Raw genomic sequence first — 17565 nt, forward strand, 5'->3', positions numbered from 1 at the left:
GATCCCCCTCCGGCCTTGGTGTCGGAGGGGGCGTTCCTCAGACAAAGGCAAAGGGGTCGTCAATCACACCCACAAGCGGCATCAAAAACTCGCCGTCTGTCGGGCCCGTTGCGGAAACGTGAAATGCATCAATGGCGTTCTTGGCCGCCAGAAGGCTGTCGTCGGACCCGTCAAAGAGTTGCATGGCTGTGCTGGCATTGCCGACCTCTGACATGCCTTTGATCACTGCAAAATAGGCGCCGATGTCGGACTTGTTTTCCAGATAGGCCTGATCGACATAGGATTGCGGCACAGGATCAGCAGGAAACTTGGCCCCTTGAATGATCGCAAGTATAAAGTTGGGCGGGGTCACATCGGGGCTGTTTTCCAGAACATCGACCCAGAAATCGAAGCCGGCCTGATCCGCCTGACGGCCCAGAACGTTCTGGTAGACGGCGGTCACAAAGGCACTGACATCGGTGAGGTTGCCCGCGTCGTCCATCACAGCCGCATAGGTTTCCTGCGTCTCCTGCTGCGTGAAAAAGCTCGCTGCCATATCGGCAATACTCAGCCCCTCGGCGTATTTTCCGGCCCAGAAGAACAACCCCAAAGCATCAGGTGCCCGGTTGAAATAAGCCACGTAAAGCTCAACAATTTCGGAGAATTCTTCGGCATTCAGGCTGGCTGGTCCGTCAAAGATATCCAGATGCATGGGCTGGCCGCCAAAGACATCCATTTCTGTTCCAAAATCCAGAAACTCCACATCAATCAGGGTATCGATATCTGTGCCGGAGGACAGGCGATTGGTGATTGTCGTGGCCTCTGCTGACAGCGTCAGAGTATAGCTGCTTTGATCTCCGGCATAGAGGACCGTGTCATCCCCCGCACCGCCATCAATTGTGTCGTGGCCTGCGCCCGGATCAATCGTGTCATTTCCAATGCCCGCGCTGATCGGGTCAGGTCCGGGTGAGCCGACGATAAAGTCATCTTCGGTTACCTGAGTACCGGCTGGGGCATCAAATGGGATATGCTGGCCTGGTGTGAACGGCCCTTTGCGGGGTATGGCGGCTTCATCGAAAGCCTCTATCCATGCCTCGACGGCAGCAATACCGGTAAATTCGGGCAAGGTTGCGCCGCCCAGCAGAACGAGGACTTCTTGCAGTTCCCCGCCTGTGAATGTCTGGGAGAAGAAGAGCGTGGAAAAGTTGTTTCCGCCCCATTTAACATCAAAGACCATTCCTGGATCGTTCGCATAGAGCCGCCCCGCACCATCCAGATAAGTGGCCGAGAACACGTTCTTGTCGATGTTGGTGTGCGAATAATTCCCAAAGGCGTCGTATTCGATGGAATAGGAGAAACCTGTTTCAGTGTCGGCTGTGACCAGCACCAGTTCTGTGGTTTCAGTCCCTACCAGACTACCAGTATAGGCATTGCTGCGGATCAATTGCGCGGGAATTGTATAGGTCGTCATCGGCTGCATGTCCTTGCAAAATGGAGAATCGGCGCGTCGACGCCTGCGTTGTGCGGGCCTCCATATAGTTCAACGTATGCGTGTCAACTGAGGGTAGGCGCGAATTCGCTGATCGAGCGGAGACTGGGGAAAAGGCTGACCTAAGGGCATGCGCGATGGAAAGTGGACTGACAGTAGATCAGCGGCACACCTATCATCAAAATGTGTTTGTGGCGGCTGTAAGGACATCTGACACCGACGAGGGGGCCGCCGCACAGCAGCAACTCGAAGCGATCGCTTTCTTTGCATCCGGGGCCAACAGGTCAAATGGCCGCCGGATCGGGCGGACGGTCAGATCTGCCATCCTAGGAGTAAAGGATGCTGTGCCGGGGCGGGATTATGCGATGCTGGTGCGCGGTGTGGACGTTTGACGCGGGTGGATCAACGCGCCGGGATCGCGCAGTCTTTTCGCCGTGCCCGATCTGGCGTTGTATGATCGTACCGTGGCGGATCAATCTGTCACACTTGCTGCAGGGCCGATGGGCGAGCTGTCCATGTAGGGCGCAACAGAAAAAGGGAGAGCGAGTCAATGACAGATGCAAATCCAAAGGTGTCTTTCACTCAGATGAAGGACGGCACCAAGGAAGAATACCTGCTGTTGCATGAATTGGAGAAACCCTATTTGGGCCTGACCGCTGATCGGGTTCTGGAGGAGCTGCGTCGCCAGGGCGAGGCGACGCTAGAGGGGTATCAGATCACCCGACTGGAACATGGCTTGCAATCGGCCAGCCGGGCCGAGGCGGAAGGCGCCGACATCGACTGGATCGTTGGTGCGCTCTTGCATGACATTGGTGATGGGCTGGCCCCGCAGAACCATGACCGTTTTTCCGCCGAGGTGATCCGCCCCTTTGTCCGCTGGGAGGTGGCCTGGACGGTGGAGCATCATGGGATTTTCCAGATGGTCTACTACGCGCATCATTACGGCTGGGACAAAGATGCCCGTGACCGGTTCAGGGATCACCCCTGCTTCGACACCTGCGCGGCATTTTGTGAACGTTGGGATCAGGCATCCTTTGATCCGGAATACCCGTCAAAATCCTTAGAACATTTTGAGCCAATGGTGCGCGAGGTGTTCGCCCGAAAAGCCTACGATCCTGCCGTGATCCGTGAGGACGAGGTGATCGGGCTTTAGGCTCTGCGCCTTAGGTCAAATTGACTATCGGCGGCATGACGTCACAATTGGACAAGGTCATTTTGGCCGATTTCTGCAAAATGCCGCTTTTGGTATTTTGCCCGCTTCAATGGCGTGTTTACTGTGCCTGCGTTCGGGGCCGAACGATGTGGGGAAAGGCAAACATAGATGTCGGATTTATGGGGCGGGTTGTCCCAGGCTTTCTATATGCTTGTCTCGCTGGATGCGGACCTGGTTGAGATCACGTTGCGGTCACTTCAGGTGACGCTGACGGCCCTGGTGATTGCATCGCTGATTGCATTGCCATTGGGCGCCTTGCTGGCCGTGCGCCGGTTTCGGATACGGCGACTGACCATTGCGGTACTGAATGCGTTAATGGGGCTGCCGCCTGTGGTGGTCGGTCTGATTGTCTATATCATGCTCAGCCGCTCTGGCCCGTTTGGGGTTTTTGGCCTGCTGTTCACGCCCACGGCCATGATCATTGCGCAGGTGATCATCATCGTGCCGCTGATTGCCTCCATCGCGCATCAAGCCCTTCGCGAATTGTGGTCGGATTACCATGACCTGCTGATTTCAATGAACACGACCCACACCCAGCGGATAATGACCCTCCTGTGGGATGGGCGGCGGGCCTTGCTGACGGCGGCATTGGCAGGCTTTGGCCGGGCCATCGGTGAGGTCGGCGCGATCATGGTGGTGGGCGGCAATATCGACCACCACACACGGGTCTTGACCACGGCAATTGCACTGGAAACCGGCAAGGGCGATTTTGCGCTGGCCCTCGCCCTTGGTTTTGTCCTGATCGCAATGGCGATTGCCGTCAATCTGGTGATCCACTGGTTGACCCAGACCGAGAAGGAGGGCCGCTGGTGAGTGCAATGTTCCCTCTGATTGTTCAAGGCGCGGTGACCCGACGTGGCGGGAAAGTGCTGGTTGGCCCTGTTGACCTGCGTCTTGAGGCCGAAGGCATCACCGTTGTGATCGGGCCCAACGGGGCCGGCAAAACCTCGCTCCTGCGATTGCTGCATGGGATTGCCCGGATCTCTGCGGGCCGGGTGACATGGGCCTGTGATGAGGGTGAGGCGCGGCGCAGACAGGCGTTTGTGTTCCAGACCCCGGTGATGCTGCGCCGGTCAGTGCGGGACAATCTGGCCTATCCCCTGCGTCTGACGGGTGTGGACCGCAAGACCGCGCGGGCACAGGCCGAACTCTGGGCACAGAAAGTCGGCCTTGGTGATGCCCTGACGCGTCCGGCGACCGCCCTGTCGGGAGGGGAGCGGCAGAAGCTGGCGTTAGGCCGTGCTTTGATCCGCTCGCCCGATGTGCTGTTTCTGGATGAACCCTGCGCCTCCCTCGATGGGCGGGCGATGCGCGACGTTGAGGCCATTTTGCAATCTGCTGCCGCCGCAGGCACGCGGTTGGTCATGTCCACCCATGACATGGGCCAAGCGCGGCGTTTGGCCAGCGAAGTGGTGTTCCTTCTGGGCGGCAAGATCCATGATCGCGGTCCCGCAGAAACGTTCTTTGACACCCCCAATACCGCGCAGGCCCGCGCGTTTCTAAAAGGAGATATTGTAGAATGAAGACCCTGATGATGGCGGCTGTGACCACATTGGCGATGACCGGTGCGGCATGGGCCGATGACATCAAGATGGCGGTCACGACCTCCTTTCACAACTCCGGCCTGTCGGACATTCTGGTGCCTGCGATCAAGCGCGATCTGGACCTTGAGGTGCAGCTGCTGGTGGTGGGCACGGGCCAGGCGCTCAAGCTTGGCGCGGCGGGGGATGTTGATGCCATCCTGGTACATTCCCGCAAGGCTGAAGAGAAATTTCTGGCTGCTGGCAATGGCACCCACCGGCGCGAGATCATGTATAACGACTTTGTCTTTATCGGCCCGAAATCGGATATGGCCAGTGCGGGTAGCGCTGCATCCGCAGCAGAGGCGCTTTCGATGATAGCAAATGCCAAGGCCCCTTTTGTCAGCCGCGGTGACGACAGTGGCACTCACAAAAAGGAACTGAGTCTTTGGAGCGCAGCAGGCCTTGATCCGGCGACGTTCGGGGGGTGGTACAAGGCCGTGGGTGCAGGCATGGGCGCTGCGCTGAACACGGCAGCGGGGATGGACGCCTATATCATGTCGGACAGGGCCAGCTGGCTCAATTTCGGCAATAAGGCCGATCTGGCGCTGATCTTTGCGGGCGACCCGGTACTGTTCAACCAATATGCCTATCTGCCCGTGAACCCGGAAAAACATGCCCATGTGAAGCATGATCTGGCGCTTAAGTTGGAGGGGTGGCTGGTGTCAGACACCGCAAAGACGCTGATCAATGATTACAAGATCAACGGCGAAACACTTTTCGTATTCAACGCGGTGCAATGACGGTCCGGCACCAGGGTTGAACTTGCAAAAAAGCGAGAAGCGCGACCGGGTGTTGCGCTTCTTTTACCCCTCAAGATCCCCATGTACCGCAAATTGCTCAAGCCCTGCGCCCTGTGGTTCGATCACTCGGTAGGCTTCGCGCACGCCCGAGGGCGTCAGTTCACGCGCAACCGTCAGCAGGGTGTTGGCGTCATGCCCGTCACATAGATCCAGCATCTGGCGGATTTCCTCTGCGGCCACAGGGCGGGCTGCGGCGACATCCGGGGCGCCGTAATAGGTGACAAAATGCTGGGCCAGCAGATCGGTGAGCGTGTCGACCTCTGCCGCCTCGACCTGCGTCACGGCCACAAATGTCACCCGGCCCGAGGTTTCCAAACCAAACCATCCGTTTGCAAAGGCCTGCCGCGCCTTGCCGGACAGATCGGCCTCCGACCAGTCTGAAAATTCAAAACCACCCGAGATACACCATTCGCCCGTCCGGGCGGCATTGGCATAGACACGGGTATCGCTTTCGTCAAAGTGAATGGCGCGGGCCAGTTGCATCACAGATCCTCCAACAGGGTGGTGAGCGGGATGAGGGTTGTATCGCCCTTGTGCCTCAGCAACATACCAAAGCGCTCATCGACGCCGAGAAAGCTACCTGTCTGGCCGTTTTGGGTGATCTCTTCGCCCATGCCATGCACCAAACCGCGCCATTCCCCATGCACAGGTTTGACGCCTTCTTCGTCCCAGCGGGCGATCCAGTTCAGCGTGTGCCGCGCCCAACTTTCCAGTAGCCTTGGCGCCTCCACATCTGCGCAGCCTTCGGCATATAGGGCGGTCTGATCCGGGGTGTGGCCGGTTTCATCGCCCTTGGGCCAAAGCGGCAGGGAAAGCCCGACAACCAGCCAATCGGGCACTTCACCCGGTGCTTTCGTACCGGCAGCGACACGCAACTGGCCGCATTTCGCACCGTTGATCCGAAGGCCGCCGCCCCATTCCAGATGTACGGCAACCTCCGGCGGGGCCAGCGCCCCAAGCGCGTTTTGAAAACCAACGCCGCAGACCGGCAACATCGCCAAAGCATCCTGCAGGGGCACTTCGGGGGCAAATACAATGGCCGCCCTCAAGCTATCGGGTGACAGGTTGTACACCACTAGACCAGCGTCACAGCCTACCGCCGCTTGCAGACAGGCGGTGTGAAACGGATCTTCGCGCCCGGTGACGGCAAGACCGGACATTAATGGAGGGAAAATCACCTCGGTCATGCGATACCTTTGGCAATAAGCGCCTGCGCCACATCGACAAAGCCCTTGGCCTGCGCACTGTCCGGTGCGGAAACAACAATCGGCGCACCGCCGTCTGCGGCCAGCCGGATATCAAGATGCAGAGGGATTTCCGCCAGCAAGGGCACATTGAGCTTGGCCGCCTCGTCAGCAACGCCGCCATGTCCGAAGACATGCTCCTCATGTCCGCAGTTGGAACAGATATGCGTGGACATGTTTTCAATCATTCCCACAATCGGCACGTTCAATTGCTGGAACATATCAATGCCTTTGCGGGCGTCGATCAGGGCGATATCCTGCGGTGTCGAGACAATGATTGCGCCGTCCACCTGCGCCTTTTGGGCCAGGGTCATCTGCACGTCACCGGTGCCGGGTGGCAGATCCACAAGCAGCACATCCAAGGCGCCCCATTGCACCTGCATCATCATTTGTTGCAAAGCGCCCATCAACATTGGCCCGCGCCAGACCACCGCCTGATCGTCGTTGGTCATCAGGCCGATCGACATCATCGTGACCCCGTGATTGCGCATCGGCAGAATGGTCTTGCCATCCGGGCTGGCGGGGCGGCCCGACACGCCCAACATGCGCGGCTGGCTTGGGCCGTAGACATCTGCATCCAAGAGGCCAACGCGACGGCCCTGCGCGGCCAATGCACAGGCCAGATTGGCCGAAACCGTGGATTTGCCTACGCCGCCCTTGCCGCTGGCCACGGCGATGATGTGGTTCACACCGGGGATTTTGTCGGGGCCCTTGGGTTCGGATTTGTGACCCAGTTTCAGATCAGGCGGTGCCGGTTGGGCGCTGTGTCCGGTTAGAACCACCGACAGGTTTTCAACACCTGCGACACCTTTGACCAATTCCTCGGCCTGATCGCGGGTCGGCCCATAGGCGTCAGCGCGGCTTGGATCAATCTCAAGCACAAAACGGACATTACCGCCATCCACGTTCAATGCCCGCACCACTCCGGCTGAGACAATGTCGCCCTTGCCGGTGGGATCTTCGATGGTTTTCAGGGCCTCAAGAACGGCCTCACGTGTCACGCTCAAGGGTCAGTCCTGACCTTTGATGGTGCCGGTCACGACATGTTCCATGTCCAGCCCATCGATGGTGACGACGGCCCGCGCCGTGAATTCCTTGCCGCTGGTTTCAGCGCTGCGCATTGCCTCTTCAATGGCTTGCTGCGAGGTCACTCCGACCTGTTTGAGAAACTTGCGCATCGACATGTTGAAATCATCGCTCATCTTTTGCTCTTTCCTGTTGGTGTTGACGAAAGAAGTCAGGAGTTCCTAACATCTTATATGTTTTTACGCCTGCGTCATCTCGTTCCGGGTCTGGTTTCCATTGCCATATGGGCCGGACAAGCCGTTGCAGATGAAAGAAATTTTCGCCTCTATGCGCCGCCCGATCTGATCGAAAGCGGGCTGCTGAAATATCTGCTTCCACGGTTTTCTCTCAAAACGCAGGTACGGATCGAACTGGTCGAAGATCCCGCGCAGGCCGAGGCCAGTTTTGGCCCGGAGGGCAATCCGGTCTTTGACGGGTTGGGGCAGCGCTGGCATTTTGCAGTGCCGGAAGGCGGCCACGCGGGGGCTGCGCGGTTTGGCGACTGGATTGACTCTGAGGTCGGACGCAGGACTGTGACAGGGTTTCAAATAGACGGTGCCGCCTTGTTCAGCCTGCCGACGCAGGCACAAGTCAGTGCTGAAACCGTGATGACCTATAACGGGGACGCCGTGGCGGGCCGCGTCAAGGCGCGGGGATTGTGTGGGCGCTGTCATGTGGTGGTTGCGGCGGACCCGATGAATGCCATCGGATCGACACCGTCCTTCTTTGCGCTGCGCAGCTTGGGAAATTGGGAAGACCGCTTTGCCGCGTTTTTTGCTCTTAATCCGCATCCCGCTTTCACGCAGGTTAAGGATGTCACCGACCCTTTTCCGGTGGACCGCCCGTCGCCCATCGTTCCGGTCGCGATGACTTTGGACGATCTGGAGGCAATCATCGCTTATGTCGCCGCGCTGGAGCCAGCCGATCTTGGGGCACCGCTTGATCATCAGTGATCCTTGCGCTTGCTGAGGTAGTCCGCCGTGGTTCTGGGTCGGGGTCGCTCAGCGCCTGCAAAGGGGCTGTTTTCGGCGTGATACTGCGCGTTGACCCTGCAATTGTCGCACATCTGGATCATCCGTGCCGCATCGCCGGTCTTGAACATGGAATGTTTGCCCGCCAGCTTTTCCGTAATTTTCTCGATGGTGGATTTCACACCAAACAGCGCACCACATTCAACGCAGGCAAAGGGTTCTTCCTCGTTCAGGATCACCTGTTCCAGAGCGCTGTTGTCCGAATTCATGCGTGGTTCATAGGTGATGGCGTCTTCGGGGCAGACATTGGCGCAAAGCCCGCATTGCAGGCATGCGTCCTCCTGAAAACGCAGTTGCGGCAGGTCGGGGTTGTCGCCCAACGCACCAGAAGGGCACAGCGAAATGCACGAGAGGCAAAGCGTGCAGGCATCAGTGTCCACCAAAACCGCGCCATAGGGGGCATCGTCCGGCAATGCGATCTGTGATGCATCCGGGTTCAACGCTTTGGCGGCGGTACGGGCAATTTGCCTCCGCGTGCCCATCGGGCGCTGGGGGGTTGCGTCGGTAGGGGTGGTTTGTGCCGCGAACAATTGATCGGACAAAACATCAGGGTCACTGGTGTCCAGCAGGGTGATCCGATCACCGCCCATGGCGCGGGCAAGGGCTGCTTCGCTGATGATAACATCGCGGTCTGATTTCGGGGTGAGCAGGACAGTCACCTCTGAGAACCCTGCGGCCAATGCGGCCAGCATTTCAGCATGGCCAATGGTGGCGAGGGCGTCGACCTCCAGAGGGATCACATTGGCAGGCAGGCCGTTGCCGTATCGCGCGGCAAGGCGGATCATCTCGGCGCCGGTTTCATTCACGGTCAACAGGCGCGGATTTTGACCGCCCGCATCCAGATAGGCTTTGGCCAATGTCTGAATGCGGCGGAAGGTCAGATCTGCGGGCGGGGCGTCATAGCTGATCGCGCCGGAGGGACAAAGCGATGCGCAAGCGCCGCAGCCCGCGCAGATCAGCGGATCAACCGTCACATGGTCGCCATCCGGCGTGATCGCCCCGGTTGGGCAGACATCCAGACAGCGTGTGCAACCGGTCTGCTCCGCCCGCGAATGGGCGCAAAGCAGAGGTTCGGCCTTTATGTAAAGCGGCTGCTCAAAGGTGCCGGTCAGATGCGATGCTTCGAGCACCGATGCGGCCACGTCCAATGGGTTGCCGGGGTCGGGGCGGAGATAACCCTCGCGTTTCTCATGGGCCGGAAACAGGGGTGTCTCACCGCGCAGATCCAGCAGGATATCGCATTGCGAACGCCCGCCATTTCGCGGATCAGAGAACACCATATCGCCGCGACTGGCAGGATCGGGAATTTGCAGCCCGTCGATGGTGACATCAAATTGTCCCAGCGATCCTTTTGCGGCTTTCAAGCGGCCCACAACAACATCGAAATTGCGGCTATCCAATCCATCGGGAGGGGTCGGCAACAGGACTGTCACGCTCAGATATTGGCAAAGCTGCGCGGCAACTTGCAGGGCCGTTTCGTCCCGCGCGAGGATCAGGCAAAGCCCCTCAGAAACGACATCAAGGGTCTTGGCGGTGGCGGCGGGTAAGGTCGCCTCGGCCACCAGCGCGGCCATTTTGGGTAGTTTTGGGGCGTCATCTGCGCTCCAACCTGCCCTGTCGCGCAGGTCCAGAGTGGCGGGGGCAGGGGCGTCCAGACTGTCTGCAAGCTCTGCAAAAAGAGCCGATTCTTGGGCACAGCAAAAAATTGCATCCCCGGTCGAGATCGCCTCTGCAGCGGCGTTTGACTGGGTGGTGCAAAGGGCGGAATGCACCTTTGAGCAGGGCAGGCCGGACGCCGATGTGAGGCCCTCCGCGTCTATGGTTTGGGTGCCCGCACAATTGCATAAAATCAATGATTTAGACATGTATTTGCCGCCCCATTTCTTGCCTGTTTCGGGGCGCATTTTGCGTCCCGAAGCCAATCTAAGTAGGCATGATTCCTGTGGCCCGTAAACCGGCTTTTTGGTGGTGCCTCTGCCGGATCGGGGGCGAATCAGTTGGGATGATTCGGCAGTTCTGCGACGAGGTAGATTTCCGATCATTTTGGTCGAGATAGACAATAAGTCCGAACCGGCCCTGTCCGACTTTTACAATTGCCCAAATTGTCCGCAATCTGATCAAAGCCTGTGCCAGCCCCAATTCGCGCTTTGTCCAAGAGCGACGTTAGGGCAGGCTTTACCGGCAATACGAAAACTCCGGGGCCAAGTGATCCACAATCCGCAACAATATGAGACGATGCCGATGGGCGTTGTGCTGCGCCGCACACCGGGCGTGACCCGTTGGGCGAAGTGGTCATGGCGGGCTGTTGGTGTGTTGCCCGGCGCAGCAGAGGCCAATTGGGCCGCCCTGCGCAAGGATGGCGAGATCACCGAATTTCATGCCGCGACACTGATGCTTGAGCTGCATGGCGCTGAAACGGATGCATATCTGCACGGGCTCGCCGCGCAGGTGCCTTGTCTGTATGTGGTCATGCGCGAAACCGACGATGCGGCGCGGCCCTTTGATTTGGTTCTGATCACCGCTTCGCCCTATGAGGCGCAGGATTACGCCGACAACGGAGAGGACGTGGTCGAAAAGATCGCGATGCCGCCGGTTGTGATTGGTTGGGTCGAAGCCTTCGCGCGGCGTTTCCACACCGAAGAGGTCTTCAAGAAACGGCGCCGCGACAAGAAAGATATCGGTCTTGTTGAAGACGGGATCGGCGATGTGCGGATTGCCCAGATGGCGGATGTTTACCGCGCCCCGAGCAAGGCCAAGAAGGAGCGCCTGCAATGAGCCGCAGTGATTTCTGGTCGAGGCGCAAGGCCGCGGTGGAGGCGGAAGCTGAAGGGGATGCGCAGGCATTGTTGGAGGTTGAAGTCGAGGTGCAAGAAGCCGCTTTGGCGGAAAAGACCGACGCAGAGATCCTTGAAGAGTTGGGCCTGCCTGACCCGGATACCTTGAGCGAAGGCGACGATTTCAAAGTCTTCCTGACCCAAAGTGTTCCTGCCCGCATTCGTGACCGTGCCCTGCGCCGCCTTTGGATCAGCAATCCGGTTTTGGCCAATGTCGATGGGCTGGTCGATTATGGTGAGGATTTCACCGATGCGTCTTTCCTGCTGGGCAATCTGCAGACGGCCTATCAGGTCGGCAAAGGCATGACCGCCCATGTTGAGGAATTGGCCCGCCAAGCGGAGGCAGAACAAACCGCCAGCGAAGAGCCTGTGCCGCTTGAAGACGAAACCGAGACCGCACCTCAAGAGCCTGCGCAAGACACGATGCCAGAGGATGATCTGATTGCCGTGGCCGAGGCGCAGCCAAGTGCAACCGAAGAAACACACGAGCCTGAGTTGGCCGCCGCGCCCCGGCGGATGCGTTTTGTATTCGACACGCCCCAGCAGGTGTCTGCGTGACCAAGGAGACCGATATGACCGCCACCGCAGAGCAGATCACCATTGCGCCCGAAGACCGGCAGCGGGCCGATCTGTACAATTTCCTAGGTCTGCTTCTGGCCGAACCACCCAATGAGATGCTGCTGGAACAATGCGCCGATCTTGGCGGTGATGATGGCCCGCTTGGCACAGCAATCAATGCGCTGGCAAAGATTGCCAAGCTGTCCAAGCCCGCGCAGGTGGAACGCGAATTTAACAAGCTGTTCATCGGTTTGGGCCGGGGCGAGCTTTTGCCCTACGCAAGCTACTATTTGACCGGTTTTCTCAATGAAAAGCCACTGGCCAGCCTGCGCCGCGATATGGCAGCGCGGGGGATGCGCCGTGCGCCAAATGTCTATGAGCCGGAGGACAACATCGCCTCCTTGATGGAGTTGATGGGCGCGATGATCGTTGGCCGTTTTGGCGCGCCCGCGCCGCTGGACGATCAAAAAGTGTTTTTTAACAGACACATCACCCCTTGGGCGGGGCATTTCTATTCGGATTTGGAAGCTGCAAAGAACTCGGTTTTCTATGCTGCGGTCGGCGCTGTTGGCCGGGTGTTCATGGAAATCGAGAGCGAAGGCTTTCGGATGAGCGCGGGCTAACCCCCGCATTTTTGGCGGGCAACCGTCACCCACCAGAGAGGAGGACTCTCATGACCAAGAAAAACGAGGAGGCAACAAGCCGACGCGATTTTCTCAAGCTGGCGGCGACCGGCGCACCTGCTGCGGCAGTTGCCGTTGTTGCCACCGGGGGCACGGCCGAGGCCGCAGAACCCGACCTGTCCTTGGAAAAGATGCAGGATACCGCGCACACCCGCGCCTATTACGACAGCGCCCGTTTCTGACCGGAACCGGACGATGTGAACTGCCACAGGCGACTGGTTGCGATTGGCCCGACTGCCTGCGGATTTCGTTAACCCAGCTCAGTCCAAAGATGGACAGCAAGGGAGGTTTAAATGCTTAGGAAAAAGACCAACGGGGTAGCGAGACGCCCCCAGCGGACAAGTATCCTGTCTGACGTCGCGGAGAAATCCGTCGACCGCCGTGCGTTCCTGCGCGGCAGCGGTCTGGCCATTGGTGGTCTTGCCGCAATCAGCGCCACCGGCGGTACGGTGACGCAAGCCAGCGCGGCATCAGCTGCGAGCGCGGCTGTTGAAACGATCAAATCGGTCTGCACCCATTGTTCGGTCGGCTGTACAGTTGTGGCAGAGGTGCAAAACGGCGTTTGGGTTGGGCAAGAGCCCGGCTGGGACAGCCCGTTTAACCTGGGGGCCCATTGCGCCAAGGGGGCATCGGTGCGCGAACACGCGCACGGCGAACGCCGTCTGAAGTACCCGATGAAAAAAGAGGGCGGTGAGTGGAAGCGCATCAGCTGGGAACAGGCGATCAACGAGATCGGCGACGGCATGATGAACATCCGCGAAGAAAGCGGCCCTGACAGTGTCTATTGGCTGGGTTCGGCCAAGCACAGCAACGAACAGGCCTATTTGTTCCGCAAGTTTGCTGCCTATTGGGGCACCAACAACGTGGACCACCAGGCCCGGATCTGTCACTCGACCACAGTTGCCGGTGTTGCAAACACCTGGGGCTATGGCGCGATGACCAATTCCTACAATGACATCCACAATTCCAAGGCGATCTTCATTATCGGCGGCAACCCGGCCGAGGCGCATCCTGTCTCGCTGCTGCACGTGTTGAAAGCCAAGGAACAGAACAACGCACCGCTGATCGTCTGCGATCCACGGTTCACCCGCACAGCGGCCCATGCCGACGAATATGTGCGGTTCCGTCCCGGTACGGATGTGGCGCTGGTTTGGGGTATTCTCTATCACATCTTCGAAAACGGTTGGGAGGACAAAGAGTTTATCCGCACCCGTGTCTGGGGCATGGACCAGATTCGCGAAGAAGTGGCCAAATGGAACCCCGAAGAAGTCGAACGTGTCACGGGCGCGCCGGGTTCTCAGCTGCGCCGTGTGGCGCGGACCATGGTCAACAACCGCCCCGGCACTGTGATCTGGTGCATGGGCGGCACACAGCACACCAATGGCAACAACAACACCCGTGCCTATTGCATCCTTCAGCTGGCGCTGGGGAACATGGGCACAAGCGGTGGCGGCACCAATATCTTCCGCGGCCACGACAACGTACAGGGTGCGACCGACCTTGGTGTTCTGTCCCACACTTTGCCGGGCTATTATGGCCTGTCCAAAGGCGCTTGGGATCACTGGGCACGCGTTTGGGAGGAAGATCCCGAATGGCTGGCCGGTCAGTTCGACAAGATCACTGGCGCAGATGGCAAGGATAAGAGCCTGCAAAATCTCAAAGGCATTCCGGTCTCGCGCTGGATTGACGGCGTCCTTGAGGACGAAGGCAACATGGACCAGCCCAACAAGGTGCGGGCCATGGTTCTGTGGGGCCACGCCCCGAACAGCCAGACGCGCGGTCCTGAGATGAAAACAGCGATGGAAAAGCTGGATATGCTGGTCGTGATTGACCCCTATCCAACGGTTTCTGCTGTTTTGCATGATCGCACGGACGGTGTTTACCTGTTGCCTGCTGCAACCCAGTTTGAAACGCGTGGCTCGGTCACCGCATCAAACCGGTCGTTCCAGTGGCGCGACAAGGTTGTGGACCCGCTGTTCGAATCCAAAACCGACCATGAGATCATAGGCCTGTTCGCCAAGAAGTTCGGCTGGTCCGATCGTTTCTTCCGCAATATCGAAATGGAAGACGATGTGACTCCCAATGTCGAAAGTGTCACGCGCGAGTTTAACCGCGGTCTTTGGACCATCGGTTACACCGGACAAAGCCCGGAACGGCTCAAGATGCACATGGCAAATCAGCATACCTTTGACCGCACCACCTTGCAGGCCATCGGTGGTCCGGCAGATGGCGATTACTATGGTCTGCCATGGCCGTGTTGGGGCACCGCCGAGATGAACCATCCCGGCACGCCGAACCTGTATGACATGTCCAAACCCTTGTCTGAGGGCGGTCTGACATTCCGCGCCCGCTTTGGTGTGGAACGCGATGGCGATAACCTTCTGGCCGAAGGGGTCTACAGCAAGAACTCGGAAATTCAGGACGGCTATCCCGAATTCACGATGCAGATGCTGATGGATCTGGGCTGGGACAGTGATCTGACGGATGATGAACGCGCTGCCATTGACGCGGTGGCCGGTCCCAAGACCAACTGGAAAACCGACCTTTCGGGCGGGATTCAGCGGGTCGCGATCAAGCATGAATGTGCGCCCTTCGGGAATGCCAAGGCGCGTGCGGTTGTGTGGACCTTCCCCGATCCGGTGCCATTGCACCGCGAGCCGCTCTATACGCCGCGGCGCGATCTGGTGGCGGATTATCCGACCTATGAGGATCGTCAGGACTACCGCCTGCCGACGCTCTATGCCTCGATCCAGAAAAACGACTTTTCCAAGGAGTATCCGATTGTCCTCACCTCCGGCCGTTTGGTCGAATATGAGGGCGGGGGCGAGGAAAGCCGTTCCAATCCCTGGCTGGCCGAGCTTCAGCAAGACATGTTTGTCGAGATCAACCCGCGTGATGCCAACAACATCGGGCTGCGGGATGGCGCACAGGTCTGGGTCGAAGGGCCAGAGGGCGGCAAGGTCAAGGTTATGGCGATGGTCACAGAGCGGGTCGGTGAAGGCGTTGCCTTTATGCCGTTCCACTTTGGCGGACATTTCCAGGGTCAGGATCTGCGGGACAAATACCCCGACGGTGCAGACCCCTATGTCCTGGGTGAAAGTTCAAACACAGCCCAGACCTATGGCTATGATTCCGTAACGCAAATGCAAGAGACCAAGACCACTCTTTGCAAAATCAGCGCAGCATAAGGAGAACGAGAAATGGCAAGAGCTAAGTTCCTCTGTGACGCCGAACGCTGCATTGAATGCAACGCCTGTGTCACCGCCTGTAAGAACGAGCATGAGGTGCCCTGGGGGATCAACCGCCGCCGCGTGGTGACCCTCAATGACGGCAAACCGGGCGAACGTTCGCTGTCGGTGGCCTGTATGCATTGTTCGGACGCACCATGTATGGCCGTCTGTCCGGTGGATTGCTTCTACCAGAACGAAGAAGGCGTCGTGTTGCATTCCAAAGATCTGTGCATCGGTTGCGGCTATTGCTTCTATGCGTGCCCGTTTGGCGCGCCGCAGTATCCGCAGGCGGGCAACTTTGGCAGCCGTGGCAAGATGGACAAATGTACCTTCTGCGCGGGTGGTCCCGAAGAGACCCACTCCACCGCCGAATTCGCCAAATACGGCCGCAACCGGATCGCAGAGGGCAAATTGCCGATCTGCGCCGAGATGTGTTCGACCAAGGCGCTTTTGGCTGGGGACGGCGATGTTGTGTCAGCGATCTACCGTGAGCGCGTTGTCGCACGCGGCTTTGGCTCGGGTGCATGGGGCTGGGGCACGGCCTATGACCAAAAGGGTGGCTAAGCCGCTCCTTTGGTTTTGAACCAACAGGGTGGCCCGTGGTCTTGTTACCTGCCGGGCCACCCGACCTTGATTTTAACCCTTTCAGATTTGGGAGGTGGGCCCATGCTTCGCGTGGCACTCGCACTCGTCCTTTCCCTGATGCTTGGCCTGACGGCGCAAGCACAGACAACCCCTGACCGCAGCGCCACCGGCGGGGCACAGACCCTTGCCGATATTCTGGCCCGTCAACGTGGCGAGCCTGTGGATGACAGCGCAATGCGCAGCGATACGGGCAATCCGGCGGATGTCGCGGGCGCGGCGCAGCTTGGCCCGATCGGGGGCACCTCTGATCCAGAGGTCTGGCGGGCGATCCGCTATGGCTCTGCCGAGACCCGCGTGTCTGCGGGTGGTGAGGTGGCCAGCGTTCTGGTGCAGGATGGCGGCATGAAATGGCTGAGCTGGCGCGACGGGCCACTGCGGACCTACGGCGGCTGGCTTTTGATCGGCACGCTGGGGGCGCTGGTGCTGTTCTATCTGCTGCGCGGTCGCATCCGCATCGACGAAGAGATGACAGGCCGCACAGTGACCCGGTTCAAGGCGATTGAACGCTTTGGTCACTGGTTGCTGGCGGGATCGTTTGTCCTGCTGGGGCTGACCGGGCTGGTGTCCCTGTTCGGGCGGATCTTTATCGCGCCCTATCTGGGCCGCGAGGTGAATGCGACCTTGCTGAACGCATCGAAATGGATTCACAACAATGTGGCTTGGGCGTTCATCATCGGACTGGTGATGATCTTTGTGATGTGGGTGGTTCACAACATCCCGAACCGGACTGACCTTGTTTGGCTGCGTCAGTTTGGCGGCATCATCGGCAAGTACCATCCGCCGGCGAAGAAGTTCAACGCCGGACAGAAGTTGATCTTTTGGTCGGTGATCCTGTTCGGTACATCCATCGCCGTTTCGGGTGTGTCGCTTCTGTTTCCCTATGAGCTGCCGCTGTTTGCCAAGACCTTTGCCATTCTCAACGATCTTGGGTTGCCAGGGTTGGTCGGTATGGAGCCCTTGCCCGTGATGTTGTCACCGCAGGAAGAAATGCAGTTTGCCCAAGGTTGGCACGCGATCATGGCATTTGTTCTGATGGCGATCATTCTGGCGCATATCTATATCGGCTCGGTCGGGATGGAGGGTGCCTATGACGCCATGGGCAGCGGCGAGGTGGATGAAGCCTGGGCGCATCAGCACCATTCGATCTGGTTGGATGAGATGAAAGAGGCGGGCAAAGATGGCCCGCAAAAGGCCCATCCGGCAGAATAGGC

The 17565-nt window shown here is 58.8% G+C and carries 19 protein-coding genes; 13 read left to right on the top strand and 6 right to left on the bottom strand.

What is annotated here, in order from left to right; genetic code table 11:
* Positions 1-37: 37 nt before the first annotated feature.
* Positions 38-1450: a DUF4214 domain-containing protein gene (locus tag K3754_RS03745; protein WP_259941140.1), complete on the bottom strand. Its 1413-nt coding sequence runs from the start codon at positions 1448-1450 to the stop codon at positions 38-40.
* Between the two features lie 155 nt (positions 1451-1605).
* Between K3754_RS03745 and K3754_RS03750 the strand changes: the two genes are divergently transcribed.
* The 5 genes from K3754_RS03750 (at position 1606) to K3754_RS03770 (ending at position 5004) form a co-directional block, all read left to right on the top strand.
* Positions 1606-1860: a hypothetical protein gene (locus K3754_RS03750; RefSeq protein WP_259941142.1), complete on the top strand. Its 255-nt coding sequence runs from the start codon at positions 1606-1608 to the stop codon at positions 1858-1860.
* A 158-nt stretch (positions 1861-2018) separates the two neighbouring features.
* Entirely contained in the window at positions 2019-2621 is a 603-nt protein-coding gene (locus tag K3754_RS03755; RefSeq protein ID WP_231024249.1) for an HD domain-containing protein, read from the top strand.
* Positions 2622-2789: 168 nt separating this feature from the next.
* Positions 2790-3494, top strand: a complete 705-nt coding sequence (locus K3754_RS03760) for an ABC transporter permease (RefSeq protein ID WP_203208985.1) — start codon at positions 2790-2792, stop codon at positions 3492-3494.
* Between the two features lie 5 nt (positions 3495-3499).
* Complete coding sequence (locus K3754_RS03765; protein ID WP_259943223.1) at positions 3500-4204, top strand: ATP-binding cassette domain-containing protein; 705 nt, start codon at positions 3500-3502, stop codon at positions 4202-4204.
* The gene (locus tag K3754_RS03770) at positions 4201-5004 is read left to right on the top strand and encodes a substrate-binding domain-containing protein (protein WP_259941147.1); all 804 of its coding nucleotides are present in this window, start codon (positions 4201-4203) and stop codon (positions 5002-5004) included. Before K3754_RS03765 ends, K3754_RS03770 begins: the two co-directional genes overlap by 4 nt.
* Before the next feature lie 63 nt (positions 5005-5067).
* On the opposite strand, the gene K3754_RS03775 is transcribed toward K3754_RS03770, so the two are convergent.
* From K3754_RS03775 to K3754_RS03790, 4 genes are read right to left on the bottom strand one after another with little or no spacing between them, the layout of a single operon-like run.
* Positions 5068-5547: a DUF6505 family protein gene (locus tag K3754_RS03775; protein ID WP_259941150.1), complete on the bottom strand. Its 480-nt coding sequence runs from the start codon at positions 5545-5547 to the stop codon at positions 5068-5070.
* The gene (locus tag K3754_RS03780) at positions 5547-6251 is read right to left on the bottom strand and encodes a biotin/lipoate--protein ligase family protein (protein ID WP_259941152.1); all 705 of its coding nucleotides are present in this window, start codon (positions 6249-6251) and stop codon (positions 5547-5549) included. Before K3754_RS03780 ends, K3754_RS03775 begins: the two co-directional genes overlap by 1 nt.
* Positions 6248-7315 (bottom strand): Mrp/NBP35 family ATP-binding protein, encoded by a 1068-nt coding sequence (locus tag K3754_RS03785; RefSeq protein WP_259941154.1) that lies wholly within the window; start codon positions 7313-7315, stop codon positions 6248-6250. Before K3754_RS03785 ends, K3754_RS03780 begins: the two co-directional genes overlap by 4 nt.
* Before the next feature lie 3 nt (positions 7316-7318).
* Positions 7319-7510: a DUF6494 family protein gene (locus K3754_RS03790; protein WP_259941156.1), complete on the bottom strand. Its 192-nt coding sequence runs from the start codon at positions 7508-7510 to the stop codon at positions 7319-7321.
* 57 nt (positions 7511-7567) lie between these two features.
* Here K3754_RS03790 and K3754_RS03795 point away from each other — a divergent pair, with 57 nt between their 5' ends.
* Positions 7568-8326, top strand: coding sequence for a hypothetical protein (locus tag K3754_RS03795; RefSeq protein ID WP_259941158.1), 759 nt, complete (start codon positions 7568-7570; stop codon positions 8324-8326).
* Here K3754_RS03795 and K3754_RS03800 read toward each other — a convergent pair.
* Complete coding sequence (locus tag K3754_RS03800) at positions 8320-10269, bottom strand: 4Fe-4S binding protein (RefSeq protein WP_259943225.1); 1950 nt, start codon at positions 10267-10269, stop codon at positions 8320-8322. The genes K3754_RS03795 and K3754_RS03800 overlap by 7 nt on opposite strands.
* Before the next feature lie 370 nt (positions 10270-10639).
* Between K3754_RS03800 and K3754_RS03805 the strand changes: the two genes are divergently transcribed.
* From K3754_RS03805 to K3754_RS03835, 7 genes are all read left to right on the top strand, one after another.
* Positions 10640-11179: a DUF3305 domain-containing protein gene (locus K3754_RS03805; protein WP_259943227.1), complete on the top strand. Its 540-nt coding sequence runs from the start codon at positions 10640-10642 to the stop codon at positions 11177-11179.
* On the top strand, positions 11176-11796 hold the full coding sequence (locus tag K3754_RS03810) for a DUF3306 domain-containing protein (RefSeq protein ID WP_259941160.1): 621 nt from the start codon (positions 11176-11178) through the stop codon (positions 11794-11796). The genes K3754_RS03805 and K3754_RS03810 overlap by 4 nt, the downstream gene beginning before the upstream one ends.
* 14 nt (positions 11797-11810) lie before the next feature.
* Positions 11811-12419, top strand: a complete 609-nt coding sequence (locus tag K3754_RS03815) for a molecular chaperone (protein WP_259941162.1) — start codon at positions 11811-11813, stop codon at positions 12417-12419.
* 50 nt (positions 12420-12469) lie between these two features.
* On the top strand, positions 12470-12661 hold the full coding sequence (locus K3754_RS03820; protein WP_203208976.1) for a twin-arginine translocation signal domain-containing protein: 192 nt from the start codon (positions 12470-12472) through the stop codon (positions 12659-12661).
* A gap of 111 nt (positions 12662-12772) precedes the next feature.
* On the top strand, positions 12773-15667 hold the full coding sequence (locus K3754_RS03825) for a formate dehydrogenase subunit alpha (RefSeq protein WP_259941165.1): 2895 nt from the start codon (positions 12773-12775) through the stop codon (positions 15665-15667).
* 12 nt (positions 15668-15679) lie between these two features.
* A complete protein-coding gene (gene fdh3B / locus K3754_RS03830; RefSeq protein ID WP_203208974.1) occupies positions 15680-16273 on the top strand; it encodes a formate dehydrogenase FDH3 subunit beta in 594 nt (197 codons plus the stop codon).
* Between the two features lie 102 nt (positions 16274-16375).
* Positions 16376-17563 (top strand): formate dehydrogenase subunit gamma, encoded by a 1188-nt coding sequence (locus tag K3754_RS03835; RefSeq protein ID WP_259941168.1) that lies wholly within the window; start codon positions 16376-16378, stop codon positions 17561-17563.
* The last annotated feature ends 2 nt before the right edge of the window (positions 17564-17565 follow it).

The organism is Sulfitobacter sp. M368 (genome assembly GCF_025141875.1).
Classification (GTDB): Bacteria; Pseudomonadota; Alphaproteobacteria; order Rhodobacterales; family Rhodobacteraceae; genus Sulfitobacter; species Sulfitobacter mediterraneus_A.

Bases quoted from the DNA above. Each gene is read 5' to 3' on its own strand.
- K3754_RS03760 (WP_203208985.1), top strand. From the start codon at position 2,790: ATGTCGGATTTATGGGGCGGGTTGTCCCAGGCTTTCTATATGCTTGTC.
- K3754_RS03820 (WP_203208976.1), top strand. From the start codon at position 12,470: ATGACCAAGAAAAACGAGGAGGCAACAAGCCGACGCGATTTTCTCAAG.
- K3754_RS03775 (WP_259941150.1), bottom strand. From the start codon at position 5,547: ATGCAACTGGCCCGCGCCATTCACTTTGACGAAAGCGATACCCGTGTC.
- K3754_RS03825 (WP_259941165.1), top strand. From the start codon at position 12,773: ATGCTTAGGAAAAAGACCAACGGGGTAGCGAGACGCCCCCAGCGGACA.
- fdh3B (WP_203208974.1), top strand. From the start codon at position 15,680: ATGGCAAGAGCTAAGTTCCTCTGTGACGCCGAACGCTGCATTGAATGC.
- K3754_RS03780 (WP_259941152.1), bottom strand. From the start codon at position 6,251: ATGACCGAGGTGATTTTCCCTCCATTAATGTCCGGTCTTGCCGTCACC.
- K3754_RS03800 (WP_259943225.1), bottom strand. From the start codon at position 10,269: ATGTCTAAATCATTGATTTTATGCAATTGTGCGGGCACCCAAACCATA.
- K3754_RS03810 (WP_259941160.1), top strand. From the start codon at position 11,176: ATGAGCCGCAGTGATTTCTGGTCGAGGCGCAAGGCCGCGGTGGAGGCG.
- K3754_RS03835 (WP_259941168.1), top strand. From the start codon at position 16,376: ATGCTTCGCGTGGCACTCGCACTCGTCCTTTCCCTGATGCTTGGCCTG.
- K3754_RS03770 (WP_259941147.1), top strand. From the start codon at position 4,201: ATGAAGACCCTGATGATGGCGGCTGTGACCACATTGGCGATGACCGGT.
- K3754_RS03795 (WP_259941158.1), top strand. From the start codon at position 7,568: ATGTTTTTACGCCTGCGTCATCTCGTTCCGGGTCTGGTTTCCATTGCC.
- K3754_RS03765 (WP_259943223.1), top strand. From the start codon at position 3,500: ATGTTCCCTCTGATTGTTCAAGGCGCGGTGACCCGACGTGGCGGGAAA.
- K3754_RS03790 (WP_259941156.1), bottom strand. From the start codon at position 7,510: ATGAGCGATGATTTCAACATGTCGATGCGCAAGTTTCTCAAACAGGTC.
- K3754_RS03750 (WP_259941142.1), top strand. From the start codon at position 1,606: ATGGAAAGTGGACTGACAGTAGATCAGCGGCACACCTATCATCAAAAT.
- K3754_RS03805 (WP_259943227.1), top strand. From the start codon at position 10,640: ATGCCGATGGGCGTTGTGCTGCGCCGCACACCGGGCGTGACCCGTTGG.
- K3754_RS03815 (WP_259941162.1), top strand. From the start codon at position 11,811: ATGACCGCCACCGCAGAGCAGATCACCATTGCGCCCGAAGACCGGCAG.
- K3754_RS03745 (WP_259941140.1), bottom strand. From the start codon at position 1,450: ATGACGACCTATACAATTCCCGCGCAATTGATCCGCAGCAATGCCTAT.
- K3754_RS03755 (WP_231024249.1), top strand. From the start codon at position 2,019: ATGACAGATGCAAATCCAAAGGTGTCTTTCACTCAGATGAAGGACGGC.